This window comes from Tabrizicola piscis, assembly GCF_003940805.1.
Lineage (GTDB): Bacteria > Pseudomonadota > Alphaproteobacteria > Rhodobacterales > Rhodobacteraceae > Tabrizicola > Tabrizicola piscis.
The window spans coordinates 1,865,425-1,892,327 of the sequence record NZ_CP034328.1 but is presented as its reverse complement, the minus strand read 5'-3'; the positions used below and the strand labels follow the sequence as shown (position 1 = coordinate 1,892,327).

At 64.9% G+C, this 26,903-nt stretch carries 27 protein-coding genes and 1 pseudogene; 13 read left to right on the top strand and 15 right to left on the bottom strand.

Translation table 11 applies throughout. From position 1 onward, the window contains the following. Positions 1–26: 26 nt before the first annotated feature. From ilvD to EI545_RS09155, 3 genes are read left to right on the top strand one after another with little or no spacing between them, the layout of a single operon-like run. Positions 27–1,760, top strand: coding sequence for a dihydroxy-acid dehydratase (ilvD, locus tag EI545_RS09165; protein WP_125325189.1), 1,734 nt, complete (start codon positions 27–29; stop codon positions 1,758–1,760). Between the two features lie 9 nt (positions 1,761–1,769). After that, entirely contained in the window at positions 1,770–2,543 is a 774-nt protein-coding gene (locus tag EI545_RS09160) for a DUF6478 family protein (protein ID WP_125325188.1), read from the top strand. A 7-nt stretch (positions 2,544–2,550) separates the two neighbouring features. After that, positions 2,551–2,931, top strand: coding sequence for a hypothetical protein (locus tag EI545_RS09155; RefSeq protein ID WP_125325187.1), 381 nt, complete (start codon positions 2,551–2,553; stop codon positions 2,929–2,931). 28 nt (positions 2,932–2,959) lie between these two features. Here EI545_RS09155 and map read toward each other — a convergent pair whose 3' ends face one another. Beyond that, positions 2,960–3,799: a type I methionyl aminopeptidase gene (gene map, locus EI545_RS09150; RefSeq protein ID WP_174258171.1), complete on the bottom strand. Its 840-nt coding sequence runs from the start codon at positions 3,797–3,799 to the stop codon at positions 2,960–2,962. 86 nt (positions 3,800–3,885) lie between these two features. Here map and EI545_RS09145 point away from each other — a divergent pair, with 86 nt between their 5' ends. The 3 genes from EI545_RS09145 to EI545_RS09135 are packed head-to-tail and all read left to right on the top strand — an operon-like array spanning position 3,886 to position 6,257. Then, complete coding sequence (locus tag EI545_RS09145; protein WP_125325185.1) at positions 3,886–4,605, top strand: competence/damage-inducible protein A; 720 nt, start codon at positions 3,886–3,888, stop codon at positions 4,603–4,605. Continuing rightward, positions 4,602–5,294: a GNAT family N-acetyltransferase gene (locus EI545_RS09140; protein ID WP_125325184.1), complete on the top strand. Its 693-nt coding sequence runs from the start codon at positions 4,602–4,604 to the stop codon at positions 5,292–5,294. Before EI545_RS09145 ends, EI545_RS09140 begins: the two co-directional genes overlap by 4 nt. 42 nt (positions 5,295–5,336) lie before the next feature. After that, complete coding sequence (locus tag EI545_RS09135; RefSeq protein ID WP_125325183.1) at positions 5,337–6,257, top strand: OmpA family protein; 921 nt, start codon at positions 5,337–5,339, stop codon at positions 6,255–6,257. 36 nt (positions 6,258–6,293) lie between these two features. On the opposite strand, the gene EI545_RS09130 is transcribed toward EI545_RS09135, so the two are convergent. Next, a complete protein-coding gene (locus EI545_RS09130; RefSeq protein ID WP_125325182.1) occupies positions 6,294–7,199 on the bottom strand; it encodes a LysR family transcriptional regulator in 906 nt (301 codons plus the stop codon). Positions 7,200–7,567: 368 nt separating this feature from the next. On the opposite strand from EI545_RS09130, the gene EI545_RS09125 reads away from it, so the two are divergent. Then, positions 7,568–7,819 carry an EF-hand domain-containing protein gene (locus EI545_RS09125; RefSeq protein WP_125325181.1) on the top strand — a complete coding sequence of 84 codons (252 nt, stop codon included), beginning with the start codon at positions 7,568–7,570 and terminating at the stop codon, positions 7,817–7,819. Between the two features lie 74 nt (positions 7,820–7,893). On the opposite strand, the gene EI545_RS09120 is transcribed toward EI545_RS09125, so the two are convergent. From EI545_RS09120 to EI545_RS09105, 4 genes and pseudogenes are all read right to left on the bottom strand, one after another. After that, entirely contained in the window at positions 7,894–9,918 is a 2,025-nt protein-coding gene (locus EI545_RS09120; protein ID WP_125325180.1) for an NADPH-dependent 2,4-dienoyl-CoA reductase, read from the bottom strand. Between the two features lie 196 nt (positions 9,919–10,114). Continuing rightward, on the bottom strand, positions 10,115–10,771 hold the full coding sequence (locus EI545_RS09115) for an HAD family hydrolase (protein WP_125325179.1): 657 nt from the start codon (positions 10,769–10,771) through the stop codon (positions 10,115–10,117). Between the two features lie 8 nt (positions 10,772–10,779). Then, positions 10,780–11,346: a 16S rRNA (guanine(966)-N(2))-methyltransferase RsmD gene (gene rsmD / locus EI545_RS09110; RefSeq protein ID WP_125325178.1), complete on the bottom strand. Its 567-nt coding sequence runs from the start codon at positions 11,344–11,346 to the stop codon at positions 10,780–10,782. Then, a pseudogene (locus EI545_RS09105) lies at positions 11,343–12,544 on the bottom strand (NAD(P)/FAD-dependent oxidoreductase). The gene rsmD and the pseudogene EI545_RS09105 overlap by 4 nt, the downstream one beginning before the upstream one ends. Before the next feature lie 89 nt (positions 12,545–12,633). Between EI545_RS09105 and EI545_RS09100 the strand changes: the two are divergent. Beyond that, positions 12,634–13,119 carry a peroxiredoxin gene (locus tag EI545_RS09100; protein WP_125325177.1) on the top strand — a complete coding sequence of 162 codons (486 nt, stop codon included), beginning with the start codon at positions 12,634–12,636 and terminating at the stop codon, positions 13,117–13,119. A gap of 105 nt (positions 13,120–13,224) precedes the next feature. On the opposite strand, the gene EI545_RS09095 is transcribed toward EI545_RS09100, so the two are convergent. The 4 genes from EI545_RS09095 to EI545_RS09080 all read right to left on the bottom strand — a co-directional run bounded on the left by EI545_RS09095 (position 13,225) and on the right by EI545_RS09080 (position 16,097). Beyond that, positions 13,225–13,590 (bottom strand): 4a-hydroxytetrahydrobiopterin dehydratase, encoded by a 366-nt coding sequence (locus tag EI545_RS09095; protein WP_125325176.1) that lies wholly within the window; start codon positions 13,588–13,590, stop codon positions 13,225–13,227. 20 nt (positions 13,591–13,610) lie between these two features. Next, the gene (locus EI545_RS09090; protein WP_125325175.1) at positions 13,611–14,768 is read right to left on the bottom strand and encodes a GNAT family N-acetyltransferase; all 1,158 of its coding nucleotides are present in this window, start codon (positions 14,766–14,768) and stop codon (positions 13,611–13,613) included. A 97-nt stretch (positions 14,769–14,865) separates the two neighbouring features. Further along, positions 14,866–15,639: a glycerophosphodiester phosphodiesterase family protein gene (locus tag EI545_RS09085; RefSeq protein ID WP_125325174.1), complete on the bottom strand. Its 774-nt coding sequence runs from the start codon at positions 15,637–15,639 to the stop codon at positions 14,866–14,868. Then, positions 15,636–16,097 (bottom strand): RidA family protein, encoded by a 462-nt coding sequence (locus tag EI545_RS09080; RefSeq protein ID WP_125325173.1) that lies wholly within the window; start codon positions 16,095–16,097, stop codon positions 15,636–15,638. Before EI545_RS09080 ends, EI545_RS09085 begins: the two co-directional genes overlap by 4 nt. Positions 16,098–16,497: 400 nt before the next feature. Between EI545_RS09080 and EI545_RS09075 the strand changes: the two genes are divergently transcribed. Continuing rightward, positions 16,498–17,331 carry an MlaA family lipoprotein gene (locus EI545_RS09075; RefSeq protein ID WP_342776565.1) on the top strand — a complete coding sequence of 278 codons (834 nt, stop codon included), beginning with the start codon at positions 16,498–16,500 and terminating at the stop codon, positions 17,329–17,331. Further along, positions 17,321–17,929, top strand: a complete 609-nt coding sequence (locus tag EI545_RS09070; protein WP_125325172.1) for an MlaC/ttg2D family ABC transporter substrate-binding protein — start codon at positions 17,321–17,323, stop codon at positions 17,927–17,929. The genes EI545_RS09075 and EI545_RS09070 overlap by 11 nt, the downstream gene beginning before the upstream one ends. Here the strand turns inward: EI545_RS09070 and EI545_RS09065 are convergent. Continuing rightward, a complete protein-coding gene (locus EI545_RS09065) occupies positions 17,926–18,903 on the bottom strand; it encodes a sensor histidine kinase (protein ID WP_164517253.1) in 978 nt (325 codons plus the stop codon). The genes EI545_RS09070 and EI545_RS09065 overlap by 4 nt on opposite strands. A gap of 164 nt (positions 18,904–19,067) precedes the next feature. Then, a complete protein-coding gene (locus tag EI545_RS09060; protein ID WP_125325170.1) occupies positions 19,068–21,353 on the bottom strand; it encodes a transglycosylase domain-containing protein in 2,286 nt (761 codons plus the stop codon). A gap of 280 nt (positions 21,354–21,633) precedes the next feature. On the opposite strand from EI545_RS09060, the gene EI545_RS09055 reads away from it, so the two are divergent. The 3 genes from EI545_RS09055 to EI545_RS09045 all read left to right on the top strand — a co-directional run bounded on the left by EI545_RS09055 (position 21,634) and on the right by EI545_RS09045 (position 24,392). Further along, positions 21,634–21,972, top strand: a complete 339-nt coding sequence (locus EI545_RS09055) for a P-II family nitrogen regulator (RefSeq protein WP_125325169.1) — start codon at positions 21,634–21,636, stop codon at positions 21,970–21,972. A 28-nt stretch (positions 21,973–22,000) separates the two neighbouring features. Continuing rightward, complete coding sequence (locus tag EI545_RS09050) at positions 22,001–23,368, top strand: ammonium transporter (RefSeq protein ID WP_125325168.1); 1,368 nt, start codon at positions 22,001–22,003, stop codon at positions 23,366–23,368. Between the two features lie 148 nt (positions 23,369–23,516). Further along, positions 23,517–24,392 carry a DMT family transporter gene (locus EI545_RS09045; RefSeq protein ID WP_125325167.1) on the top strand — a complete coding sequence of 292 codons (876 nt, stop codon included), beginning with the start codon at positions 23,517–23,519 and terminating at the stop codon, positions 24,390–24,392. Here EI545_RS09045 and EI545_RS09040 read toward each other — a convergent pair. From EI545_RS09040 to EI545_RS09030, 3 genes are all read right to left on the bottom strand, one after another. After that, positions 24,389–25,567 (bottom strand): amino acid aminotransferase, encoded by a 1,179-nt coding sequence (locus tag EI545_RS09040; protein WP_125325166.1) that lies wholly within the window; start codon positions 25,565–25,567, stop codon positions 24,389–24,391. The two genes, EI545_RS09045 and EI545_RS09040, sit on opposite strands and share 4 nt — an antisense overlap. A gap of 15 nt (positions 25,568–25,582) precedes the next feature. Then, positions 25,583–26,446: a 3-mercaptopyruvate sulfurtransferase gene (gene sseA, locus EI545_RS09035; protein WP_125325165.1), complete on the bottom strand. Its 864-nt coding sequence runs from the start codon at positions 26,444–26,446 to the stop codon at positions 25,583–25,585. A 118-nt stretch (positions 26,447–26,564) separates the two neighbouring features. After that, complete coding sequence (locus tag EI545_RS09030) at positions 26,565–26,858, bottom strand: hypothetical protein (RefSeq protein WP_125325164.1); 294 nt, start codon at positions 26,856–26,858, stop codon at positions 26,565–26,567. Between the last annotated feature and the right edge of the window lie 45 nt (positions 26,859–26,903).

Genomic DNA, 26,903 nt, shown 5'->3' with positions numbered 1-26,903 from the left:
GCCCGATTGCTTGCCAAGGAGCCGCCATGACCAACCAGCGTTTCGACAAGTCGAAGCTTCCCAGCCGCCATGTGACCGAAGGTCCGGCGCGCGCCCCGCATCGCAGCTATTTCTACGCGATGGGGATCACCGAGGAAGAGATTCACCAGCCGTGGGTCGGCGTCGCCACCTGCTGGAACGAAGCGGCCCCCTGCAACATCGCGCTGAACCGTCAGGCGCAGATCGTGAAGCATGGCGTCAAGAAGGGCGGCGGCACCCCGCGGGAATTCACGACGATCACCGTGACCGACGGGATCGCGATGGGGCATGAGGGGATGCGGTCCTCGCTCGCATCCCGCGATGCGATTGCCGATACGGTTGAACTCACGATGCGCGGGCACTGCTATGACGCGCTGGTCGGCCTTGCGGGCTGCGACAAATCCCTGCCGGGCATGATGATGGCGATGGTGCGGCTGAACGTGCCATCGGTCTTCATCTATGGCGGCTCCATCCTGCCGGGCCGCTATCAGGGCAAGGACATCACCGTGCAGGACATGTTCGAGGCCGTGGGCAAGCACCAGGCCGGGAACCTTTCGGACGCGGAACTTGAGATCATGGAGCGGGTGGCCTGCCCGTCCAGTGGCGCCTGCGGCGCGCAGTACACCGCGAACACGATGGCTTGCGTGAGCGAGGCGATCGGGCTGGCGCTGTTGAACTCATCCTCCGCCCCTGCGCCCTATGAATCGCGCGACCAGTATGGCGAGGCGTCGGGTGTCGCCGTCATGCACCTGATCGAAAAGAACATCCGCGCGCGGGATATCGTGACGCTGAAGTCGCTGGAAAACGCGGCCCGGGTGGTGGGCTGCACGGGTGGCTCCACCAACGCGGCGTTGCATTTGCCTGCCTTGGCGAACGAGGCGGGGATCGACTTCGACCTGTTCGACGTTGCCGCCTGCATGAAGGACACGCCCTATTTCGTCGACCTGCGGCCGGGCGGCAAATACGTCGCCAAGGACCTGCATGAAGTTGGTGGCGTCGCCGTCGTGATGAAGGAACTGGCGAAAGAGGGGCTGCTGCACCTTGATTGCATCACCGCCAGCGGCAAGACACTGGGCGAAAGCCTTGAGGAAATCCGCGGTGAGGCAGATGGCCGGGTGATCTATCACATCGGCTCGCCCATCACCAAGACGGGCGGCGTCGTGGCGCTGAAGGGCAATGTGGCACCGGACGGGGCGATCGTGAAGGTCGCCGGGATGAGCGACGAAGAGCAGGTCTTCAGTGGCCCAGCCCGCGTGTTCGAGTGTGAGGAAGACGCCTTTGAAGCCGTGAAGCAGCGCGCCTACAAGGAAGGCGAGGTCATCGTCATCCGCAACGAAGGCCCCGCAGGCGGCCCGGGCATGCGTGAGATGCTGTCGACGACCGCAGCCCTGTCCGGTCAGGGCATGGGCAAGAAGGTGGCGCTGATCACCGACGGCCGGTTCTCTGGCGCGACGCGGGGCTTCTGCGTCGGTCACGTCGGGCCGGAAGCGGCCCATGGCGGGCCGATTGCCCTGTTGAAGAACGGCGACATCATCACGCTGAACGCGCTGACGGGTGAGCTGTCGGTCAACGTGTCAGACGAGGAGATGGCCAAGCGCAAGACCGAATGGAAAGGCCCGCGCAAGACGGCCTATACCAGCGGGGCGGTCCACAAGTTCGCCAAGCTGGTCGGCGGCGCGCGCTGGGGGGCCGTGACGCACCCGGGCGCGAAGGCCGAAAGCCACGTCTACATGGACCAGTAAGCCAAAGCCATGGCCCGGCGCCTTTCGCAGCTGATTGACCAGTGGCGCCTGCGAAAGGTGCAGGACCGCTGGACAAAGGCTGCGGATGATGCGGCAAAGATGGAGCCATCTACCCTGCGCAGCCTGCGGGCCGAAGCGCGGACGATGCGGCGCCAGATCGACCGGGTCATTCATGCGGCTGACCATCGTCTGGGCCTGCCTGCGCTTGGTGCAGGTTTGCCCCGCGCTCCGCTTGGTACGGATTGGGTCTGGCGGCCGGATGTCTGGCGTGGGGCGATCTCTTCTCCGGGTGCGGTGGCCGTGGCGGGGCGAACGGCGATCAGCGATGATCTGGCGCTGTTCCATGATTGCCCCTTGGGTGAGGTGGCGTTCCGCCAGACGCGCAACCACGGCGAGGTTGACCGTGCCCCCTTTGGCCTGACGCTGGATGTCTTCGGCTTCCGGGGGTCGTTCCTGTCTTTGGCCATCGCGTTTCCGCCGGAAGCGGTGGCAGGCCTGCGGTCGCGCCATCTGTTGCGCATCGACGCGTTGGTCGACTGTGATCGCCCGTTGCAGGCCGTGGCGCGGCTGAACCTGAAACACGGCCCGAATGTCGCCCAACTGATGCAGGACATTCCCGCCACGGGCCGCGACAAGCTGGTCGAGTTCGACTTGGCCTATGCCGGGCTGGATGAAACGCGGATCGAACATCTGTGGCTGGATGTGATCTTCAACGCGCCCGCCCTGTCCCGGATCACCCTGCACGATCTGGTGGCCAGCCGCCGCCCCCGCGCCGAACTGTGAGGCCGATATGCCGAACCCACCCCAGATCACCCTGACGCAGACCCGCATCCTTGCAGGCGTCTGGGAAGGCGTGCTCGCCGGGGTCGAGGGCGACGCGCCAAGGCTTGAGGCCCGCCATCAGGACCGGGCGCTGGAGGGGCTGACCGTCACGCCGATCCCCGGAAAGCCCGGCCGCTTTGCCCTGCGCCTGCCAATCCCGCCTTCGGTGATAAGCGAAGGCGTGCAAACCGTGCTGTTTCATGCAGATGGCGTTACGCTCGCTCAGTTCACCCTTGTCGCCGGGGTGCCCCTGGAGGAAGACCTGCGCGCCGAGATTAGCCTGCTGCGGGCAGAGCTTGAGCTTCTGAAGCGCGCCTTCCGGCGGCATTGCGCTGAGGCGGAGGACTGAAGGGCAAGCCCCATGCGCCAGACGTGCATCACCCCCAAGTCGGGTGGAACTTTCCGGCAGGGGACAGGGTGAAAATCTCGCATCCCGTGGCGGTCACGCCCACCGAATGTTCAAACTGCGCCGACAGCGATTTGTCACGGGTGACCGCTGTCCAGTCATCGGCCAGAACTTTGGTTTCCGGGCGGCCAAGGTTCACCATCGGCTCGATCGTGAAGAACATGCCTTCCTCCAGCACCGGGCCGGTTCCCGGGCGACCGTAGTGCAGCACGTTCGGCGGTGCGTGAAACACGCGGCCAAGGCCGTGGCCACAGAAATCACGCACCACGCTCATCCGGTTGGCTTCGACATAGGACTGGATCGCATGGCCGATGTCGCCAAAGGTGTTTCCCGGCTTGACCGCCGCGATGCCACGCATCAGGCCTTCATGCGTCACTTCGATCAGGCGTTCGGATTTGCGGGGCAGGGCGCCGGCCACATACATCCGGCTTGTGTCACCGAACCAGCCGTCAACGATCACCGTGACATCCACGTTCAGGATATCGCCGTCAGCCAGCAGCTTTGCCCCTGGAATGCCGTGGCAGACCACATGGTTCACCGAAATGCACGACGCGTGGCGGTAGCCCTTGTAGCCGATCGTGGCCGAAGTGACGCCACGCCGCTTGATCTCATCCGTAATGAAATCGTCAATCGCCGCCGTGGTCGTTCCGGGAACGACAAGCGCTGCCACATCATCAAGGATTTCTGCGGCAACCCGGCCCGCCGCACGCATGCCTGCAAAATCCGCATCCTCATAGATGCGGATGCCGTCCCGGGTGATCCGTGCGCGTACTTCGTCCAAGGCAGTCTCCTTCCGGCCCAATTTAGGCATCCCGCGCGGAATTGGCCAGAGCCACGGGCTTTGAAAGCGTGGGCGGCAGGGCTATACCCACGGTCAAGACAAGGGGAACACGCACCATGACCAACCCAACTGCGGCAATGCTGGTGATCGGCGATGAAATATTGTCCGGCCGCACACGCGATTCGAACATGCACCATCTGGCGCAAGAGCTGACGCGGATCGGCATCACCCTGCGTGAAGCGCGGGTCGTGGCGGATGTGCATGACGAGATCGTCACCGCCGTCAGGGCGCTGTCGGGGCGGTACACCCATGTGTTCACCAGCGGTGGCATTGGGCCGACGCATGATGACATCACCGCTGATGCCATAGCTGCGGCACTGCGCGCCAAGATCGGCCACCGGGCCGATGCCATGGCGTTGCTGCAGGCGCATTACGACCGGGCCGGATTGCCCTTCAACGAAGCGCGCCAGCGCATGGCGCGCATCCCCGAGGGTGCGACGCTGATCGACAACCCGGTTTCCACCGCGCCCGGCTTCACGCTCGGCAATGTCCATGTGATGGCGGGGGTACCGAATATCTTTCAGGCCATGGTCGCCAGTGTCCTGCCCAAGCTGACTGGCGGGCCGCCGCTGTTGTCGCAATCCCTGCGCGTCAACCGGGGCGAGGGCGAGATTGCAGGACCTTTTGGTGAACTCGCGGCGGAATATCCTGACCTGTCGATGGGGTCCTATCCCTTCCTGCAGAACGGGGCGCATGGCACCAATCTGGTGATCCGCGGCACCGATCCCGCCATGGTGGACGCGGCGATGGTCCGTCTGACCCGGCTGTTCGGATGACACCCGACCAGCTTGCCGAGGTGATGGAGGCGACATGGCCCCCCGCCCGAAGCTGGCGGCATGGTCCCTTCCTCATGCGCGACGGCGCGGGTGGCGGCAAGCGCGTGTCGGCGGCAAGCCTTGCGGACAAGTGGACCGAGGCGGACCTTGCCACGCTGGATGCGATGGCCGAACCGCTGGTTCTGATCCGCGAAACGGATGCAGACCTTGACGCCGCGCTTGACGCCCGGGGTTGGCGCATCGTCGATCCGGTTGTCGCCTATGCCGCGCCGGTCACGGCCCTGCAGGCCGAGCTTCCGCCGCTGTCGGCCTTTCCGCACTGGCCGCCCCTGCAGATTGCCCGCACGATCTGGGATGAGGCAGGCATTGGCCCCGCGCGTCTGGCCGTGATGGACCGGGTGACTGGCACCAAGACGGCATTGCTCGCCCGCCTTGGCGACCGCCCTGCCGGGGTGGCCTTTGTGGCCATTCACGGCAGGGATGCCATGCTGCATGCGCTGGAAGTACGCACCGCGCTTCGCCGTCAGGGGGTTGGGGAAATCCTGCTGCGCGCCGCCGCCAACTGGGCGGCTGGGGAAGGTGCCTCCCGGCTGTCGCTGGTGGTGACCACGCGGAACACTGCCGCCCGCGCGCTCTACGCTCGCCTTAACATGCAAACTGTGGGACAGTATCACTACCGAATGAAGTGATCGCGGAAAGCGTCCCGGGCAGTGCGGCAGACAGGTTTACTGGTGGTTTCCCTAAGCTGGGCCCTTGCGGCCCTGCCTGCGGCTGCGCTGACCCTGAACCTTCCGGCCAAAGTCATTGGCGAGGAACGCCGCAGCGAAGTTCCCGGCAGTTATGCCCTGCCTTTGGCCCCGTTTGACGGCGTCTCTGTCCCCTCACGCCCGGTAGAAGGCGCGCTTGACCAGCGGGCGTTTCAACTGGAAGCGCCGGACCAGACGACTTTGGCCGTGATGGGCCCGCTGCGCGATCAGGTGGTGGCGGCAGGCTTTACCGTCCTGCTGGACTGTGATGCCCGGGCCTGTGGCGGCTTTGATTTCCGTTTCGGGACCGAGGTGATGCCAGAACCCGACATGCATGTCGACATGGGCGATTTCCGCTTTCTGTCGGCCGAGCGTGAGGATGAGGCGATCTCCATCCTCGTCAGCCGGTCGGCCTTTTCCGCTTTCGTTCAGGTCACACGGGTGACCCCTGCACCACTGCCCGATGCCCCGACAGAAGCCGTAGTCGATCTGAACGAAGTCGAACGCCCCCGCAGCGTTGAGGCAAGCCCCGCCATCGCAGCCGCCTTGGACACGGTCGGCAGCGCCGTGCTGGATGACCTGGTCTTTGCCAGCGGGGCGGCCACGCTTAGCGACGGCGACTATCCGTCGCTGGCCGCCGTCGCTGCCTGGCTGGAGGCGAACCCCGATGCGACGATTGCCTTGGTCGGCCATACCGACGCGTCCGGCAGTCTGGCAGCCAATATCGCGATCTCCGAGCAGCGGGCCGAAGCTGTGGCGCAAGCGTTGATCGACCTGCACGGCGTTGATCGGGTCCGGATTGCCTCCGAAGGGGTGGGCTTCCTCGCCCCACGCGATACGAATCAGACCGAAGAGGGGCGCCAGAAAAATCGACGGGTCGAGGTCATTGTGACCTCGACCCGCTGAAGGACCCGGGAGGGGGAATACCCGGACCCTAAAAAGTCACCAGTTGTCTGGGCCCTTTTCCGTGTAGCGTTTGGCCAGAAAGTCGATGAAGGCGCGCACTTTGGGCTGGGTGAACCGGCCCGGCGGATAGACCGCGTAGATGCCCAGCGTTTCCACCGGCAGGCCGGGGATCGCCTCTTCGACAAGGCCTTGGCGCATGGCGTCGGCGTATAGGAAGCTGGGCAGATAGGCGATGCCAAGGCCCGACACCGCTGCGTTCAGAAGGCTTTGCCCGTCATTCACCGTCAACCAGCCAACCGACCGGACCTGCCGCTTTTCGCCCGAAGGCGCGGTGATCTTCCAGACGTTGCCATTGGCCTGATTCGAATAGTGCAGCAGCTTGTGGTCGTTCAGATCGTCAATCTTCTGCGGGCGGCCGAATTTCTGGAAATAGGCCGGCGCGCCGATCATCCGCTTGGTGGTTTCGGTCAGTTTCCGGGCGCGCAGGCTGCTGTCTTCCAGATCGCCCACGCGAATGGCCATGTCGAAGCCTTCGCTGATCAGTTCGACGTAGCGGTTGTTCAGCACCATGTTCACGGTGATGTCGGGGTATTCCAACAGGAAATCCCCCAGAATCGGCGACAGAAGGTTCACGCCGAAATCCGTGGCCACCGAAACGCGCAAAAGACCCGACGGCGCAGATTGCATCGAGGTGACCAAGGCATCCGCCTCGCCCGCGTCGTTCAGGACGCGTCGGGCACGGTCATAATAGGCAAGGCCGATCTCGGTCGGCGAGACCCGGCGGGTGGTGCGGTTCAGAAGTCGTGCGCCCAAGCGCGCTTCCAGTGCCGAAACATGTTTCGAGACCGCAGACTTCGAGATACCCATCTTCTTTGCCGCATCGGTGAAGCCACCTTGGTCCACCACTGTGGCAAAGGCCTCCATCTCGGTCAGTCGATCCATAATTGCCCTCTTTGTGGCATCACGCACGCCTTCTTGCCTTAGGTGTGGTCGGGAAATCAGGCAGGATGGCGGCAAACGCGCGACCTATCCGGGGTATTGTGTGGGATCGTTCATGGCAGAGAAACGGCCATTCCCCTGCGGCAACCGGCGAAGGCTTGCCTGAAGCGACCCCCGTCGATGGCGGCAAAAGGATCATCTGACCAGCGCAGGCGGAAAGATGTTCCAGATCGACCCCCAATTGTGCGGCCCGGCGCTGCTGAATCCTTGGGTTGCGCTTCGCCTCTAGAACATTGTCCCGCGGCCCCTCAGATTGGCGTCAGGGAGCGGAACACGCCGCCCCACATTTGTGGATCAAAAAGGAGACGTTCATGAAACGCATTGCCCTGGTGCTTGCACCGCTTGCCTTCGCCACCGCTGTTGCCGCGCAGGCCACCCTGCCGGAAGTTGCAGACACGGACGGGAACGGTACCTGGTCGCTGGTCGAACTGCAGGCCGTCTGGACCGACATGACGGAAGAAGGCTTTGCCGCCATCGACACCAACGTCGATGGTGCTGTGGATACGACCGAACTGCAGGCGGCTCTCGACAACGCCGTGATCATGCCTCCGGCCACCAACTAAGCGAACATCCAAGCCAGCCCTTGGACCAGACCGGTGCTTCCCACCCGGTCAGGGCCAAGGGGTGCGCCGGGTTGCTAAAGCCCGGCTGCCAGGCGCGCGGCCTGATCAATCGCGCGCTTGGCGTCCAACTCGGCCGCCACGTCCGCCCCGCCGATCAGATGGTGGGGGATGCCGGCCCGGGTCAGCTCTGCGGATAGCCCTCGTTCGGGTTCTTGCCCGGCGCAGAGCACCACGGCATCGACCGCGAGCAGCTCTGGCCGCTCGCGGTTCGGCCCGTGGCTGATCAGAAGGCCATCGGGCGTGATCCGTTCATAATTCACCCCGCCCTGCATCCTGACGCGTTTCATGGCCAGACTTGCCCGGTGAATCCATCCCGTCGTCTTGCCAAGGCCGCGTCCCGGCTTTTCCGCCTTGCGCTGCAGCAAATGCACCTCACGCGCCGGCGGGTGCGGTGCCGGGCCATCAGCGGCCAGACCGCCCCGGTCCACCCAAGGGGCCGAAACACCCCATTCCGCCCGCCAAAGGCCGGGGTCAAGTGTGGGGCTGACGCCTTCATGCACCAGCGTTTCGGCCACATCGAACCCGATTCCCCCGGCACCGATGATGGCCACGCGCGGTCCCGGATCGGCCCCTTTCAGAATGTCGATGTAGCTGAAGACCTTCGACCCGGGGTCGGTCGCAATCCCCGGATCGCGTGGCGTGACACCGGTGGCAAGAATCACCTCGTCAAACGCCTGCAAGTCGTGGACCGACGCCGAAGTGCCCAGCTTCACCGCAATGTTGGCATGGCCAAGGGCGGTGGCAAACCAGTCGACAAGGCCGTGAAATTCTTCCTTCCCCGGCACCTGTTTGGCCAGATTGAGCTGGCCACCCACCTGATCGGCCTTATCAAACAGCGTGACGGAATGGCCCCGCCCGGCGGCCACGATGGCCGCCATCATCCCCGCCGGGCCAGCCCCAACCACCGCCACACGCTTGGCGACGGGCGCGGGGGCGTAGGTCAATTCCGTCTCATGACAGGCGCGCGGGTTCACGAGGCACGAGGTCAGCCGACCGGAGAATGTATGGTCCAGACAGGCCTGATTGCAGGCGATGCAGGGCGCGATCTCGGCCGCGCGTCCCGCCGCGGCCTTGGCGATGAACGCCTCATCCGCCAGCCAGGGCCGTGCCATGGAAACCATGTCGGCCGCGCCACCTGCCAGCAGGGATTCGGCCACCTCGGGCGTGTTGATCCGGTTCGAGGTGATGACCGGGATGCCCACCTCGGGGCGCAGCCGGGCCGTCAGGTCGGCAAAGGCTGCGCGCGGGACCGAGGTGGCGATGGTCGGCACCCGCGCCTCATGCCAGCCGATCCCGGTGTTGAGAACCGATGCCCCTGCCGCCTCGATGGCCTTGGCAAGCTGGATGACCTCGTCCCAGCTTGACCCGTCGGGAACAAGGTCGATCAGGGAGATGCGATAGATCAGCACCGCGCCCGGCCCCATGGCGGCACGGACGCGGGCCACCACTTCGACGGGCAGGCGCATGCGGTTGTCATAGGTCCCACCCCAGCCGTCGGTGCGGCGGTTGGTGTGGGCGACAAGGAACTGGTTCAGGAAATAGCCTTCCGACCCCATCACCTCGACCCCGTCATACCCAGCGACAATGGCCCGGGCGGCGGCGGTGGCTATGTCGGTGATCTGCTTTTCTATCCCCGCCTCGTCCAGTTCGCGCGGGGGAAAGGGCGAGATGGGCGACTTGACCGCCGAGGGGGCCACGCAGTCCTTGCCATAGGCATAGCGCCCCGCATGCAGGATCTGCATGGCGATATGGCCGCCTTCGGCATGGACGGCATCCGTCACGCGGCGGTGGTTGGCGATATCCGTGTCTGTGAACAGCCCCGCCGCGCCGGGGAACACCCCGCCTTCCCGGTTGGGGGCCATGCCCCCCGTGACGATCAGCCCCGCCCCGCCCCGCGCGCGGGCGGCATAGAAGGCCGCGACGCGGCCCCAGTCGCCGGTTTCCTCCAGCCCGGTGTGCATCGACCCCATCAGGCTGCGGTTGCGCAGGGTCACTTGGCCAAGCGTGATGGGGGCAAGCAGGTGGGGATAGCTGGACATGGCAGGCCTCTCTTTGCCGCAGAATGGCCGGGGGCACCCGGGTTGTCACCCGCAACGCGGCGTCACGGCCGGGTTTCTGGTGGAGCGGCGTACCGCCGCAAGGTCTTTCTCCCTGGAAGGCGCCTGCGCGCCATCCAGGGCTGATGGGGGGCGCCGCCCCCCAATCCCCCGGGGATATTTGGGCAGAAAGCAAAGATCAGACAGACAGAAGGCCGGGCAGGTCGGACATGGCGGCGAACAGGGGTATGCCAAGCGCCACCAATTGCCGGGCTGGCGGGGTGTCAGGACCATGCGCGGCAAAGCCGAGGCAGGGGATGTTGGCAGCAAGCGCGGCCATTGCCCCGACGGGACTGTCTTCAATCACCATGCAGCGTGTGGGGTCGGCTCCGCAGGCCGCTGCCGCCGCAAGGTAGACATCCGGCGCAGGCTTCGGGCGGCCAAGGGTCTGCCCTGACAGCACCGCCTGAAACCGCGGGATCAGCCCGTGCTTGCCGAGTGTGATCGCCATCTTGTCCGCCGGGCCGTTCGACGCGACCGCATAGGGAATGCCCGCATGATCCAGCGCGTCGAGCACGGTCAGGATGCCCGGCACCAACCCCGCCTCCTGTGCCAGAAGGGCGTTCATGCGCTGGTAGATGCTGGCGACCCAGCCCGCTGGCAGCACTGCCCCGGCCTGCCGGGCCAGGACTGCCACCGATTCCATCGTGCCGCCGATATAGCCGGTTTCGAACTCCAGCGGTGTCAGCGCCAAGCCATGCCGGGCCAAGTCATCGCGCACCAAGGTGGCGGTCAGGCCTTCGCTGTCGACGATCACCCCGTCACAATCGAACAGGACGGCGGCTGGTCTGGTCATGGGACGGTTCATTCCGGAGCCCGTAGCAGAGTGACGAGAGTGTCGCCGTATCGGCGCTGGTCGATCTGGGAAAATCCTTGGGGTGGCACGGGCGGGGTATCCTCTTCCCAGACGATCATCGCGCCGGGGGCCAGCCAGCCGCCCTTTGCGGCGACCGTCAAGGCGGCTTCGCCAAGGGCCTTGCCATAGGGTGGGTCAAGGAAGATCAAGCTGTAGGGATCGCCCGGGTTCGGCGGCAGACGGCGGGCGTCTTGGCGCAGGATGCGGGTTTCCTCCTCCATCCGTAGCCGGGTGATGTTGGCACGCAGCAGGGCCAGCGCCTTTGCCCCGTCATCGACAAAGGTCACCTCTGCCGCGCCACGGCTGAGCGCCTCCAGCCCCAGGGCACCAGTGCCTGCGAACAGGTCCAGCACCCGTGCGCCCGCAACCGGGTTACCCCCATGCTTGCCGTTGATCAGCAGGTTGAAGATCGCCTCGCGCACCCGGTCGGAGGTCGGGCGCAGATGGGCGGCGGGATCGCCCGCACCGATATCGGCCAGCACCGTGCCGCGCCGTGTGCCGCCGATGATCCTCATCCTTTCAGCAGGGACTTGAGGTCCGGGGTCGACATGACAACCTCGGGCGTGGGGGACTTGCCGCCTTCGATCAGCCGCTTGCCGACCATATAGGCCCGGGCGTCGTTCATCGCGTCCACCGCCAGCAAGGTTGCGCCCCGGTAGTACCAGAAGCTCACCGCCTCGCCTTCCCCCTGACGAGTCACGATGTGGTCGTAGCCGGTGTTCAGGCCTGCGATCTGCAGCTTCAGGTCGAACTGATCCGACCAGAACCAGGGCTGCGCCACATAGGGCTGGCCCGCGCCAAGGATGTTGGCGGCCACCACCTCGGCCTGGTCGATGGCGTTGCCGACCGATTCCAGCCGCAGCCGCCCGCCCTGCCACGGGAACGACGCGCAATCCCCCGCCGCCCAGATCGCCGGGTCAGAGGTGCGCCCGAAGGCATCCGTGGCGATCCCGTTGTCGATCGTCAGCCCCGCGCTTTCCGCAAGCTGGGTGTTGGGCGTGATCCCGACACCGACAATCACGAAATCCGCGGGCAGGCTGCGGCCATCGGTCAGCAGCGCCCCCGTCACATGGGTATCGCCCAGAAGCCTATCGAGCCCCGTCGCCTCCAGCAGCGTCACGCCATGCGCCTGATGCAGCGCGCGGACATGGGCCGAGGTTTCCGGCGACGCGACCCGCTGCAGGATGCGCGGCGCCATTTCCAAGACCGTGACCTCAAGGCCCAGTTTCGACGCAACCGCCGCCGCCTCAAGCCCGATATAGCCGCCGCCAACGATGATGACCCGGCGGCCTGGCAGAAACTCGGCCCGCATGGCATCGACATCGGCCAGCGTCCGGACTGTGTAGACCCCGCCAAGGCCGCCACCGATGGCTGCAGGCAGCTTGCGCGGCGTGGATCCGGTGGTCAGCGCCAGCGCGTCATAGTCCAGCAAGTTGCCGCCAACGGTCACGGTTCTGGCCAGCGGATCAAGGGCAGTGACGGGTTGGCCAAGGCGCAGGTCAACGTGGTTGTCGACCCAGAAGTCGGGGGCGCGCAGCCAGAGCCGTTCTTCCTCCATCTCGCCGAGGAGATAGGCCTTGGAAAGCGGAGGGCGCTGATAGGGGGGGCGGGTTCGTCGCCCAGCATCACGATGTCCCCCGCATGCCCCAGCGCGCGCAGCTTTGCCGCAAGGGCAGCCCCGGCCTGTCCGGCTCCGACGATCACAACTCGCATTGCGCATCCCTCTGGCATGTCCTGCGGCGGACCCTATAACCCCAAGGGCAACCGGTGCAACGCGCCGACAGGAAAAAGGGAAGATGAAAATGACGATTGAAACCGGGGCCAAGCTGCCCGAAGCGACGCTGTTGCAGATGGGCGCCAACGGGGCCGAAGGGGTAAAGCTGTCGGACAAGCTGAAGGGCCGCAAAGTCGTGATCTTCGGGCTGCCGGGGGCCTACACGGGAACCTGTTCGACCGCGCATGTCCCCAGTTTCATCCGCACCGCGCCGAAGTTTGCCGAAAAGGGCGTGGATGAGATCATCTGCATCTCGGTGAACGACCCATTCGTGATGAAGGCCTGGGGCGAAGCGACGGGCGCCACTGCCGCCGGGATCACCATGCTTGGCGATGCGGATGCATCCTTCACCAAAGCGATCGGCATGACTTTTGACCTGCCGCCCTTGGGCTTTTTCGCCCGGTCAAAGCGCTATTCGGCGCTGGTCGAAGATGGCGTCGTGACCCAGTTCAACCCGGAAGTGGGGCCGGGCTGCGAAATCTCGGCAGGCGAACATCTGCTGTCGCAACTTTGACCTGTGGCGCCCGACCTTCGGGCGCCTCCTCGTTCGACTTCGTCTCCTCGTCGGCCTGGGGCCTGCGAGGAGTGACGAAGTCATCGACGAGCGACGGGCGGGAAGTCAGGCCGTTCGCGCGCGGATCTCGCACAGGGACATGACCGGTTCGCCGTGGTTGCGCTGGACCTCGGCATCAGGGGCCATTTTGTCCATGGCTTTCGCCAGATCAATATCAAGCTGGCTGAGCCCCTTGCAGTCATGCGTGGTCAGCGTCACGTCGACCACGTTGTAAACGTTCTTCCATTCCGGGTGGTGGTTCAGCTTTTCCGCCGCCAAGGCCGCGCGGGACATGAAGCCCCAGGCTTCGGAAAAATTCTTGAACTTCAGAATTTTGCGGATCGCATCTTTGCGAGGCACAGCAGCCCAGCCGGTTTCGGCGAGCGGCGGAAGTTGCGTCTTGCGATCTTCGGTGGGCAGCAGGTCAGCCATCGGGGTTCCCCCTTGAAAGGTTATTCGCGGCCTTCGGACCGGCGAAAGGGGCCATAGGCGGTCAGGACCTCGATCTCCTGCCCCACGGCCTTGCGCTCTGCCTCAAGATAGCGCGCCACGGCCTTGCGGAAAGCAGGGTCGGCGATCCAGTGCAGCGAATGGGTTTCCACCGGCAGATAACCGCGCGCCAGCTTGTGTTCGCCCTGCGCCCCCGCCTCGACCCGGTCAAGGCCGTTGGCGATGGCCCAGTCGATCGCCTGATAGTAGCACAGTTCGAAATGCAGGCAGGGGTGATCTTCCACGCAGCCCCAGTAGCGGCCGTAAAGCGTGTCGCGCCCGATGAAGTTCAGCGCGCCGGCCACGGGGCGGTCCTTGTCGAAGGCCAGAACCAGCAGCATGTCGTTTCGCATCGTGTCGTGGAACAGAGTGAAGGCCTTCCGCGTCAGGTAGGGCGTGCCCCATTTCCGCGCGCCGGTGTCCTGATAGAACTGCCAGAACGCATCCCAATGCTGCGGCTCGATCGCATCCCCGGTCAGGGCGCGGATCGTCAGGCCGTGGCCTTGGGCTGTCTCACGCTCTTTGCGGATCATCTTGCGCTTGCGACTGGACAGGTCGGCGAGGAAATCGTCGAAGGTCGCATAGCCGCGATTCACCCAGTGGAACTGCTGCGTCACCCGGTGGAGCGTGTCTTCGACGCCCGCCAGAGCGAGCGCCTCGGCTTCCGTGCAGAAGGTCGCATGAACCGAGGAGAGCCGGTTCTGCGCCGCAACGCCGATGGTGGCGCGCAGAAGCGTCTCGCGGTGTTCGGGCGGCCCCAGGAAGCGGCGACCGGTGGCGGGGGTGAAGGGCACGGCGATCTGCAGCTTGGGATAGTAACGGCCGCCCGCCCGTTCCAGCGCATCGGCCCAGCCGTGGTCAAAGATGTATTCGCCCTGGCTGTGGGTCTTGACGTATAGCGGCGTCGCGGCGACCAGCCGACCTTCATCCCGCAGTGCCAAAGGCCGCGCCTGCCAACCGCTGCCGGTTCCGGTAGAGCCGGAGGCATCCAGCGCCCGCAAAAAGCGGTGCGTGGTAAAGGGGTCAAGCGGCCGCCCGTCGGCCTGTTCGGGGGCCGCGACGGCATCCCACTCCGCGGCTGGAATGTCGGCCAGGGTTTCATGCAGGGTCAGGTCGGCCATGGCGGGTTCCCCGTGGCGGGCGTCGCGCGGGGGTTTTGCACCCCCGCACCCCCGCAGAGTATTTGGAAAAGAGCAACTGGACCGGTACCGGCTGGCGTCAAGCCGGAAAGGCGGCGCGGTAGCCTTCGAAGGTCACGTTGTCGGCGACGTGGCGGGCCAATGCCTCATCTTCGGGCGACCGGATGGTCCAGCACAGGATCGTGGCACCCATGGCTTTCAGTTCCGCAAGGCGGGGGCGGGACAGATCTGCGGCCTCATGGCTGACGAAGCTGGCGCACGTTGCCTCATAATCCGGGATCTCGCGCAGGCGGGCGCAGATGGCTTCGGGCAGCGGGGCCCAGTCCGTTGGGTCATAGGCCGAGGTGGTGATGCCGCGCGCGATGTCTGGGGCATGGCGGGCCATGTGGTGGACGGAGGCGGGGTTGAAGGACATGACAGCGACCGGGCCCTTGTAGGCCTGCAAGGCCGCCGCCGTTGCCGCCTCAAGCCGGCCGTCGGTGGCACCCATGGTCAGGGACTGGTCCTTGATCTCGATCAGCAGGGGGACGCGCCCGTCGATCAGGGTCAGGACATCGGCCAGCGTGGGGATGGTGTCAGTGCCACCGGTCAGGCGGATGCGGGTCAGGTCGGCGGCGGTGCGGGCAGCGACGGGGCCGGTCTCGGCGGTCAGGCGGTCGAGGGTTTCGTCGTGGAAGACCATGGGGACGCCATCGGCGGAAAGCTGGAGGTCGATCTCGATCCCGTAGCCAGCCTCGACTGCCGATCTGATCGCGGCTGGCGAATTCTCGATCCGCCCTGCGGTCCGATCATGCAGGGCGCGGTGCGCGATCGGGCGGTCCAGGAATTCGCGCGGCAGGGGGGTGCGGGTCATTTCAGCTCGAATATCGCTTCGATTTCCACGGCGACCCCCAACGGCAGCGACGCAGCCGAGACGGCGGAGCGGGCGTGGCGGCCTGCGTCGCCCAGCACGGCGACAAGGAAGTCGGAGGCGCCGTTGATCACCTTGGGTTGGTCGGTGAAATCGGGGGTGGAGTTCACGAAGCCCACCAGCTTGACCGCGCGGGACAAACGGTTCCAGTCGCCGCCGCAGGCGGCCTTCAGTTGGGCGAGGATCGAGATGGCGCAGCGCCGGGCGGCTTCTGCGCCCTGTTCGACGGCAAGATCCTCACCAAGGCGGCCGAGGATCAGGCCGGATTCGTTCTGGCTGATCTGGCCCGAGATGTGGACGAGGTTTCCGGTCACGACAAACGGCACGTAATTGGCCGCCGGGGCCGGTGCTGCGGGGAGGGTGACGCCCTGGCTGCTGAGGCGGTCTTCAATCGGGTGCATGGCAGTGTCCTTTCGGTTCGAGGGCGACGGTATCCCGGGCGTTCCGTCGGGGCAAGGGGTGTCCCCGGCAGGGACACTTGTGCAAGCCATTGATTACAAACAGATGACTTGCGGGCGTTAAGCTTTTGGCAAGGATTTCCCTGCCCGTCGCTGCAAGGGTTTCCAGCTTTCGTGGCAGGGCGCACCGCGCTGCCGGTTGCCGGGTCTTGCGCGGGCCATGGGAGCGGCCCGGCCCGGTGCCGCCCCAGGTTTCCAGCCTGAAGCCAGGGCACTGACGGTGAATCCCTGACCACTGTTTAGTCTTTGGGCGTCATCCCGCCATGCGCGACCTATCGGTCACGCTTGGCCGTTGTCATCGGCAAGTCCGGCACTTATGCCTTGTCATTCGGCCTGCTGGGCTATGCTTAGCTTTGGCAAATGGTGGGACGTGACGGTGAAGGGTCTGAAGATTTCATTGATGGTGACACGGGCAGCACAACGGGCAGCGCGACATTCGGCGGTTGCAGTGGCGGTGGCTTTCCTGGCTGCCTGCGCCGGTGCGCCGGGGCCGGACGGGATCAACGACCCCTATGAGACAACGAACCGCAGCGTGCATGATTTCAACCGGGGGCTGGATCGGGCGCTGGTTGGACCGGCCGCGAAAGGCTATGGCAACATCGTGCCGACGCCGGTCAGACGCGCCTTTGGCAACGTCGCCGCGACGCTGGACCTGCCGGGAGACATTGCCAACAACCTGCTGCAGTTGCGGCTGGCGGATGCGGCGCAGAACACGCTGCGCCTTGGGGTGAACCTGACAGCCGGGCTTGGCGGTCTGATGGATGCCTCGACCGCCATCGGTCTGCCTGGCAAGCCCACCGATTTTGGCGAGACGCTGCATGTCTGGGGCGTCGGCGAAGGGGTGTATGTCGAGCTTCCCTTTGCAGGACCTTCCACCGCCCGGGATGCCGCAGGCATTGTGGTTGACGTCGTGCTGAACCCCGTGACCTTGGCCGTGCCGAGGCGTGAGGCGCTTGCCGCGACGGCGATTTCTGTCTTCTCACGGCTTGGTGACCGCGACAGGTTCTCGGAAACCGTGGAATCCATTCTATATGACAGTGCAGACAGCTATGCTCAGGCTCGTCTCCTTTACCTGCAGAACCGGCGGTTCGAACTGGGACAGGAGGGTGGTGCCAGCGCGGACGGTGCCGAAGACGACGGTTTCATCGACCCATACGAGGATCCCTATGCCGAATGACATTTTCCTGTCGCGCCGCGCGTTTGCCGCGGGTCTGGTCGCCGGTCTGGCCACGCTTGCCTTGCCCCGGGGGGCAATGGCGCTGACCGTGGATCAGGCGCGCGCGCTGGTCGACAAGACGGTCGCCGACATCAACAGCATCATCAGCTCGGGCAAGGGCGAATCCGCCATGCTGGGTGATTTCGAGAAACTGTTCGCCCGCTATGCCGATGTGCCGACCATTGCCCGGTCGGCCCTTGGACCGGCGGCGCGGCAAGCGTCAAAAGCGCAGATGTCCGGCTTTACCAAGGCGTTTCAGGGCTACATCAGCCGCAAGTACGGCCGCCGCTTCCGCGAATTCATCGGCGGGCGGATCGAGGTGAACGACGCCAAGGCGCTGAAAAGCTATTACGAGGTGATCACCACGGCCTACCTGAGCGGTGAGGCGCCCTTCGAAGTGCGCTGGCACGTCAGCGACAAGGCGGGCAAGAGCCTGTTTTTCAACATCATCATCGAAGGCGTGAACATGCTGGCCTCGGAACGGACCGAGATTGGTGCGCTTTTGGACCAGCGCGGCGGTGATCTTGACCGGCTGATCACGGATATGGCCAAGCTTTAAGCCTGATCCACCTGCAATACCGGTGCGTGGGCTGACGGTGTGCGTTCCGCAACCGTCAGCTCATATCGTAGGCCGTCCTGCCCCAGTTTCCGCTGCGCCAGTGCGCGCAGCTGCGCGGGAACGATGGTATCAAGGATCATCGAGCCAAAGCCTGTCCGGTCTGACGGCACAATTGTTTTGACGTCACTTTCGATCCAGCAGAATTTGAAACCGTTCAGATTGTGGTCTGACCACCTTACATCCAACCGCCCGTCACCGCCCTGCAAAGCGCCGTATTTGAGCGAGTTGGTCGTCAGCTCGTGTATGGCCATCGAAAGCATCTGGGCATCGCTGGCATCCAGCAGGATTTCGGGACCGCTGATCGTGATCTTGTTGGCGCGATCTTCGCGTTCCTGGTCAAGCTGGCGCGTGACAATCTCGTGCAGAGACATCCTGTTCCAGTTGCTGCCGACAAGATAGGAATGGGTCCGCGACATCGATTGAATGCGTTCTTCGAACTTTGCAAGAAAGCCCTTCAGAGAGTCGGCATTCTGCGCGGTGCGGCGGGCCACGATCTGTACAAGCGCCAGCAGATTGCCGACGCGATGCTGCATTTCATGCGCGATGGCGTTGCGCATGTTTTCGGTGCGGATCAGATCCGAAATGTTTTCGGTGATCTGGATCATGTAATTGACGCTGCCATCCGGCCCGACCACCGGATTGTGACGGCAGCGCCACCACGAATCCATCAGGACGGTTCTGTCGTCCGGGTCAGGGATGGCATAGTAAAGGCGGTCGATGCCGTTGCCTTCACCGGCAAGAGCCCGGCGCATCGACTGTTCCAGCGGTTTGCGACGCTCTTCAATCTCGGGGAAGATGTCGAAGATCATGCGCCCTTTGAGATCGGCCATCTCAAGCCCGACGGTAGCAAGGTACATCCGGCTTGCCGCGACGTATTTCAGGTCACGGTCCAGCACCATGACCGACGCGGGCATGTCGACGAATATTGAAAAGTCAGGATCGGCAGCAACCATGGCAGACGGATTCCCACTGTGCGCCCGGAAGGGCCGACCACGGACAAAAGCCACATAGCCAGCTTCAAGTAAATCACAATTTCGTCAATGCAAGGAGAGGGAAGCGAGGTCCTCTTACGTCAACCTCAGTTCCCGATGCCAAGCAAATCCTCAACCTGTCCGGCAAGGCCGTTGTCGACGGGTCCAAGCCGCTCTGACCCCGGTTGGGGCGGGCCGTCGTAGACCGGGATCGCCTCGCCCGTGACGGGGTCGATGTAGACGCTGTCGTAAGCCGGGGCGGTTGGATCGTCGAAGTAGGGCACATCCTCGGGGGCGACGGCGCCACCGCCATCCACGCCCGGGGGCAAGGGCGTCTGGCTGGAAGGGCCAAAGTCCATGTTGAGCGGCCGGGCCGGCAGGCCGTCGTTCACGCGGACCATCACCTCGTGCCAGATTTCGGCCGGCAAGCCGCCGCCGGTGACCCCGGTCAGCGGGCTGTTGTCGTCATAGCCCATCCAGACGCCGACCACATAATCGGCCGTGAAGCCCACGAACCACGCATCCCGCGCGCTTTGGGTGGTGCCGGTCTTGCCGGCGGCCTGTCGGTCATCCAGCCGCGCGCGGCCACCGGTGCCGGACTGCAGCACTTCATGCATCATGTAGGTCAGCGCGCGGGCCGCGTTTTCCGAGATCACCCGTTCCCCGATCCCGCCGCCGGCGCCGAACAGTTCCTCATCCTCGCCCTTCAGCTTCAGCGCGCTCAGGCCGTATGGGGTGACGGAGGATCCGCCGTTCAGGATGCCGGCGAAAGCGCCGGTCATGTCGATCAGCGTGGATTCCGACACACCCAGCGCCAGCGCCGGGCCGTCGGCGAAGTTCTGCGCGAGGCCAAAGTCGGTGGCCACCTGCTTGACCAGATCGCGGCCCACAGCCTCGGACACCCGGACGGCCGGGATGTTGCGGCTTTCGGCCAGCGCCTGGGTCAGGGTGATCTGGCCCTTGAATTCGCGGTCATAGTTCTGCGGGCACCAGTCGCCCGAACCGGCGGTGTAAAGGCAAAGCGGCGTGTCTTCGACATAGTCGAAGGGGCTGTAGCCCAGATCCATCGCCACGGCATAGATGAAGGGCTTGAAGGTGGACCCGGTCTGCCGCAGGGCCTGCGTCGCGCGGTTGAAGTCGCCCGCGTTGGGGATGTTGCGCCCGCCCACCATGGCGCGGACGGCGCCATCCGCGCTCATCACCACAATCGCGGCTTGGGCCTTGGAGCCTGCCTTGACCTTGTTTTCGAACACCCAGGCCAGCGCTTCCTCGGCCTTTTTCTGCAGGGCCTGATCCAGCGTCGTTTCGATGATGACATCTTCGGTCGTGTCACGGGCAAGGTAGTCGGGTGTCGTCTCCATAACCCAGTCGGCGAAGTAACCGCCGGAGTTCTGCTTGGCGGCCTCGGACAGGCGGGCGGGGTTCTGGCGGGCTTCTTCCGCCTCGGCGGCGGTGAGGTAGCCCTGATCCTCCATCAGGCCGATGACGACCGCGGCGCGGCTGCGGGCGCGGTCCATGCTGGCGGTGGGCGCGAAGGTGGAGGGGGCTTTCAGCAGGCCTGCCAGCATGGCGGCCTCGGCGGGGGTGACGTCCTTGGCAGATTTTCCGAAATAGCGCTGGGCGGCGGCCTCAAACCCGCGGGCGCCGGCACCAAGGTAGGCGCGGTTGAAGTAGATCGTGAGGATCTCTTCCTTGGTGTATTTGGCCTCCATCGCCATGGAGAAGGGCACTTCCTTCAGCTTGCGCCAGATGCCGCCCTGACGGCAGTCGCGTTCATAATCGGCCTCGGACTTCCACTGGGTGGCGTCATAGGCGACGCCAAGGCACAGAAGTTTTGCCACCTGCTGGGTGATGGTCGAGCCGCCGTTGCCTTCCAGCGGGCCGCGGCCTTCGGACAGGTTGATGCGGATGGCGCTGGCGATGCCCCGGGGCGAGATGCCGAAATGCCAGTAGTACCGCTTGTCTTCCGTCGCGACGACGGCGTTGTGCAGGTAGGGCGAGACGGTGTCGGCCGCGATGACGCCAAAGGTTTCGCCGCGCCAGGCGAAGGTCTTTCCCTCGCGGTCCAGCATGGTCACCGACCCGCGGGCGCGGCCGTCGATCAGGTCGGCCACCGGGGGAAGCTGGGCGTAGAAGTAGAAGACGATCCCCGCCAGCACGAGCGCGCCAATGGCCGTGGCCCGCCAGGCCAGCGCCCAGATCGCGCGCCAGACAAACAGGATGCTGCCAAGGATCAGCCCATGCTGGCGGCGGGGTCTGCGCGGGGAGGACGGCTTGCGCGGAGATTTCGGCGGCGCAGGTTTGCGCGGGCCGCCGGACGACGCCTTTGCGCTGCCCGAGGAATACCGTCTGTCCGCGACAAGGGAGCCGCGCCCCCGGTTCGATGTTGCCATGCCTGCTGCCCGCCACTGCTGACGATGACCGTTTTCCGGCCCGATTGACCGCCAAGATAACAGCTTTCGCGGGAAAGCGAAGGTCAGGTCAGGACGATTCGGCTTCTAATCGCGCCCAAAAATTAAGCATATTAACCTTTAAGTGCAAAAATTGTGCAAAATGCCTGAAAACCAGACGGCAAGGCGTACCCCTTGGCTTGTGCTGCACCTGCATTGCCCGGCGTGATCGCAATCGAGGGTCCCGCCCCAGGGTGCCTGCCATGACGAAAAGGGGAAGAACGTGAAGCTCATCATTGCAGCAATCAAGCCATTCAAGCTGGAGGAGGTCCGTGAAGCACTGACCGCCATCGGCGTGCGCGGCATGATGGTGACCGAGATCAAAGGCTTTGGCAGCCAGTCGGGCCATACCGAAATCTACCGCGGTGCCGAATATGCCGTGAACTTCGTGCCGAAAGTCCGGCTGGAGATCGTCGTCAGCGATGCGCTGTCCGATCAGGTTGTCGCGACCATCCAGAAGACGGCCAAGACCGACAAGATCGGCGACGGAAAAGTTTTCGTCCTCGACGTAGAGCATGCCGTGCGGGTGCGCACCGGCGAAACCGATGACGATGCGCTCTGACGCGCGTGGGGAAGGGGAATTCACCGAAATGAGCAATGTGATGAAACTTTCTGGCTTCGGCGCGCTGGGTGCGTCGCTGTTTGCCAGCCTGCCTGCCTGGGCGCAGGAAGCGACCGCCGAGACAGCGGAAGCCGCGACCGAGGTTGTGGCCGAAGTCGTCCCCGTGATGGACAAGGGTGACGTGAGCTGGATGATGGTTTCGACCGTCCTTGTCCTGTTCATGACCATCCCGGGTCTGGCGCTGTTCTACGGCGGCCTCGTCCGGTCGAAGAACATGCTGTCGATCCTGATGCAGACCACCGTCATCGCCTGCGTGATGATGATCGTCTGGGTCGTCTACGGCTATTCCTTCTCGTTCGGCGGGTCGACGAGCCCCTGGTGGGGCGGCACGGGCAAGCTGTTCCTTGCGGGCGTCAATGCCGACAGCATGGCGGCCACGTTCAGCGCCGGATACGTCATTCCGGAATATCTGTTCATCGCCTTCCAGATGACCTTTGCGGCCATCACGCCGGCGCTGATCATCGGCGCCTTCGCCGAGCGGGTGAAGTTCAAGGCCGTCCTGATCTTTTCGGTCCTGTGGGGTACGTTCTCGTACTTCCCGATCGCGCATATGGTCTGGGATGCCAACGGCTATCTCTTCGCCAAGGGCGCCATCGACTTTGCCGGCGGCACGGTTGTCCACATCAACGCCGGGATCGCGGCGCTGGTTGGTTGCATCGTGATCGGCAAGCGGGTCGGCTACGGCAAGGACAACATGGCCCCGCATTCGATGGTGCTGACCATGGTGGGCGCGTCGATGCTGTGGGTCGGCTGGTTCGGCTTCAACGTCGGTTCGAACCTTGAGGCGAACGGCGGTGCCACGCTGGCGATGATCAACACCTTCATCGCAACGGCTGCGGCGACGCTGGCCTGGGCGGGTCTTGAAGGGATCCAGCGCGGCAAGGCGTCGATGCTGGGTGCGGCTTCGGGCATGGTGGCGGGTCTTGTCGCCATCACCCCGGCTTGTGGCACCATCGGCCCGATGGGCGCGATTGCCCTTGGCGTGATCGCTTCGGCGGGCTGCTACTTCTTCGTCACCGTGGTGAAGCAGAAGATGCAGTACGACGACAGCCTGGACGTCTTTGGCATCCACGGCATCGGCGGGATCATCGGTGCGGTGCTGACCGGCGTCTTCTCGGCCGCGGCTTTCGGCGGGGTCAAGGGCGACGACTATGCGATGATGGCGCAGCTTTGGATCCAGATCGAAGGCGTGCTGATCACCATCGTCTGGTCGGGTGTCGTGTCCTACGTCCTGTTCAAGGCGATTGACGCGACGATCGGCCTGCGGGTGGATGCGGACACTGAACGCCAAGGTCTGGACCTGACCACGCATGGCGAGCAAGCCTACCACAGCTAAGGATCGGTGACGGGCCACCTCCTCCCGGCCCGGAACTGCAAGACGACGGCCCGCGGGATCCTCCCCCCGCGGGCCGTTCGTTTTCGGGGTTCAGGGTTGCAGGGTTCCAGCCTAGGGTCTGCCGACGCAGGCAGGAAGGACGGTCAGGATGGGCGGCACAGGCAGACCGATGCGCGGGGTCGCCCTTGTGATCGCGGCGACCTTCCTGTTCGCGGTGGCGGATACGTTGGGCAAGCATCTGGCGCTGCTGTACGCGGCCACGCTGATCCTTGCCGCGCGCTATGCGATCAACCTTGCCATTGTGGCTGCCGTCATGCTGCCCCGCCACGGAGCGGCGCTGTGGAAGACAGATCGCAGCGGGTTGGTCATCCTGCGCGGGCTGTGCCTCGCCTCGGCGTCGATCACCATGCTGCTGGCGTTGCGGGTGCTGCCGGTGGCGGAAACGGTGGCGATCATCTACATCGCGCCGGTTCTGGTGATGCTGGCCTCGGGTCCTGTGCTGGGCGAAAGGGTCAGCGTCCTTGGCTGGGTCGGCGCGGGACTTGGCTTTGCCGGGGTGCTGCTGGTGGCGCGGCCGGGCAGCGGGCTTGATCCCATGGGTGTCGGTCTGGCGCTGGGCAATGCGGTTCTGGCGACCGGGTATTATCTGTTGACGCGGGCGCTGGCGCGGACGGAGACGACGATGGCGCTGATGTTCCACACCGCCCTTGTCGGCACCATCGTCTTTGTCGCGGTGGCTCTGGCCCTGCCGCCCCCGCTGTTGCCGGGTGCCATGGATGCCGGGCTGATGGTCGCGCTGGGCGCCTTGGCAACGGCCGGGCATCTGATGTTCACCGCCGCCTACCGTGAGGCCCCGGCGGCGACGCTTGCCCCGGTCAACTACATGCACATCGCCTTTGCCACCGTGCTGGGCGCGCTGGTGTTTCGGCAGGTGCCGGACGCGCTGGGGTTTGTCGGCATGGCCGGGATTGCGGCTGCCGGGCTGTTGTCAGCCTGGCAAGCCGCCCGCCAGTCACGCGTCTAGCCGATGACGCCCGCAATCGCCGCGGCAAGGATCGGCACGGTCCGCGCGTTCAGGCCCGCGATGTTGATCCGGCTGTCACCGACCATGTAGATCCCGTGGTCCTCGCGCAGGCGGTTCACCTGCGTTTCGGTCAGGCCAAGGCGGCTGAACATGCCGCGATGGTGGGCGACAAAGTCGAAGCGGTCGGAATTGGTGGCGCGGCGCAGTTCATCGGCAAGCGTCTGGCGCAGGGTGAGCATGTTCTGCCGCACCTCCTCCAGTTCTGCTTTCCAGTCGGCGGTCAGCGTGGCGTCTTCCAGGATCATCGTCACCAGCCGCGCGCCGTGGTCGGGCGGGAAGCTGTAGTTCTGCCGGTTGAGGAAGTTGAGGTTGCCTTGCACCACGGCCTTGCGGTCGGGGCTGGTCAGGGCGACCAGCACCCCGGTCCGTTCGCGGTAGATGCCGAAGTTCTTCGAGCAGCTGGCCGCGATCAGCACTTCGGGGAAGGCGGCGGCGATCTTGCGGGTGGCGGCCGCGTCTTCCTCAAGCCCGTCACCGAAGCCTTGGTAGGCGAGGTCGACGAAGGGCACCGCACCCTTGCGCTGCAGAAGCGCTATCACCTGATCCCACTGGCCCGCATCCAGATTGGCCCCTGTCGGGTTGTGGCAGCAGCCGTGCAGCAGCACGGCATCCCCGGCAGCGACGCCTTCAAGGTCGGCCATCAACCCGGCAAAGTCGATGCCGGAGGTGGCGATGTCAAAATACCGATACTCGGCCATCGGCATGCCGAGGTATTTGATGATGGAGGGATGGTTCGGCCAGGTTGGGTTCGACAGCCAGACCTTTGCGGCGGGGTTGGCCATGCGGATCAGTTCCAGCGCCTGCCGGATGGCACCCGTGCCGCCGGGGGTGGCAACCGAGGCTGCCCGGTCGGCAAAGCCATCGCCAAGGATCATGCTGACAAGGGCGGCGTTGAACGCGGGTTCGCCGGCAAGACCGGTGTAGGTCTTGGTCGTCTCCACCTCCCACAGCTTCTTTTCTGCCGCCTTCACCGCCCGCATCACCGGGGTCAGGCCGGTCGCGTCCTTGTAGACGCCGACGCCAAGGTCGATCTTGGTGGTCCGCGGGTCATCGCGGTACATGGCGATCAGTTGCAGGATCTTGTCCTGCGGTTGGGGGTTCAGAGATTCGAGCATGGGTTCCTCTGGCCGTCAGGGGCCGGTTTCGACGCGGAGGTCGTCGTACATGCCCCATTCGGCCCAAGAGCCGTCATAGAGCGCATGGTTGCGGTGGCCGATCCGTTCCAGTGCAAGGGACAGGACCGCGGCAGTCACGCCCGAGCCGCAGGTGGTGATGGCGGGTTTCTTCAGATCGATCCCGGCGCTTTCGAATACCGCCTTCAGCGCGGCGGGGGGCTTCATCGTGCCATCGGGGTTCAGCACATCACCATAAGGCAGGTTCTTCGACCCCGGGATATGGCCAGACCGCAGGCCGGGCCGGGGTTCCGGCGCTTCGCCACGGAAGCGGGCGGCGGCGCGGGCGTCGATAATCTCGGCCTCGGCCAGTTTGGCGGAATGGGCGACCTGAGTCACATCCTTGACCAGATGGTTCTGGCGGCTGACGGTCATGTGCCGGTCACGGATGATCGGGGGCATATCCTCGATCTCGCGGCCCTCGGCCTGCCATTTTGGAAAGCCGCCGTCCAGCACGGCCACATCCATCTTGCCCATCAGCCGGAACAGCCACCAGACGCGGGCGGCCGAGAAGATGCCCATCGCGTCATAGACCACCACCTGATGCCCGTCGCCCACGCCCATCGCGCGCATCCGGCTGATGAACTTTTCCGGCGGCGGGGCCATGTGCGGCAAGTCTGACCGCAGGTCGGCGATTTCGTCGATGTCAAAGAAGCGCGCGGCGGGTATGTGGGCTGCGGCATATTCCGCCTTCGCATCCCGGCCACTGCCCGGCATGAACCAACTGGCATCCAGCACCCGCAAGTCGGGGTCACGCAAATGCCGACCCAGCCAGTCGGTCGAGACCAGCGTTTTCGGATCATCCTGTGGCGAAGGTGTCATGGGGGCCTCCCGGCGGGGTTACCGGGATATATCCGGCCCTTGGCGGGTGACGCAAGCGCGCTTGGGGCAAAAGGGGCGCAGGGAGATTTGCCCCGCGCCCCGCGCTTCGGTTCGGTCGTTACTTGGCAATCGCCTTCTTCAGCATGCCAAGGATCGCAGTCAGCACGGCACCACCGATGCCGCCACCCGCGATGGACTGGATGATCGCGGCGATATCCAGGTTCTCCATCGCTCCAGCGGCGGCGGCACCGTCGCCACCCAGCATGCCCATCAACAGCCCGCCAAGGCCGCCACCGACAGCCCCGGCGACCGAATTGCCTGCTGTGCCAAGGCTTAGTCCCTTCATCCCCGCGCCCGCAGCGTTGCCGCCGACAAGGCCTGCGATGATCTGAATGATCAGTTCAATACCCATGACTGCACCTTTCCCTCTGCGCCGGTTGGCCCGTGGGCACGTCCG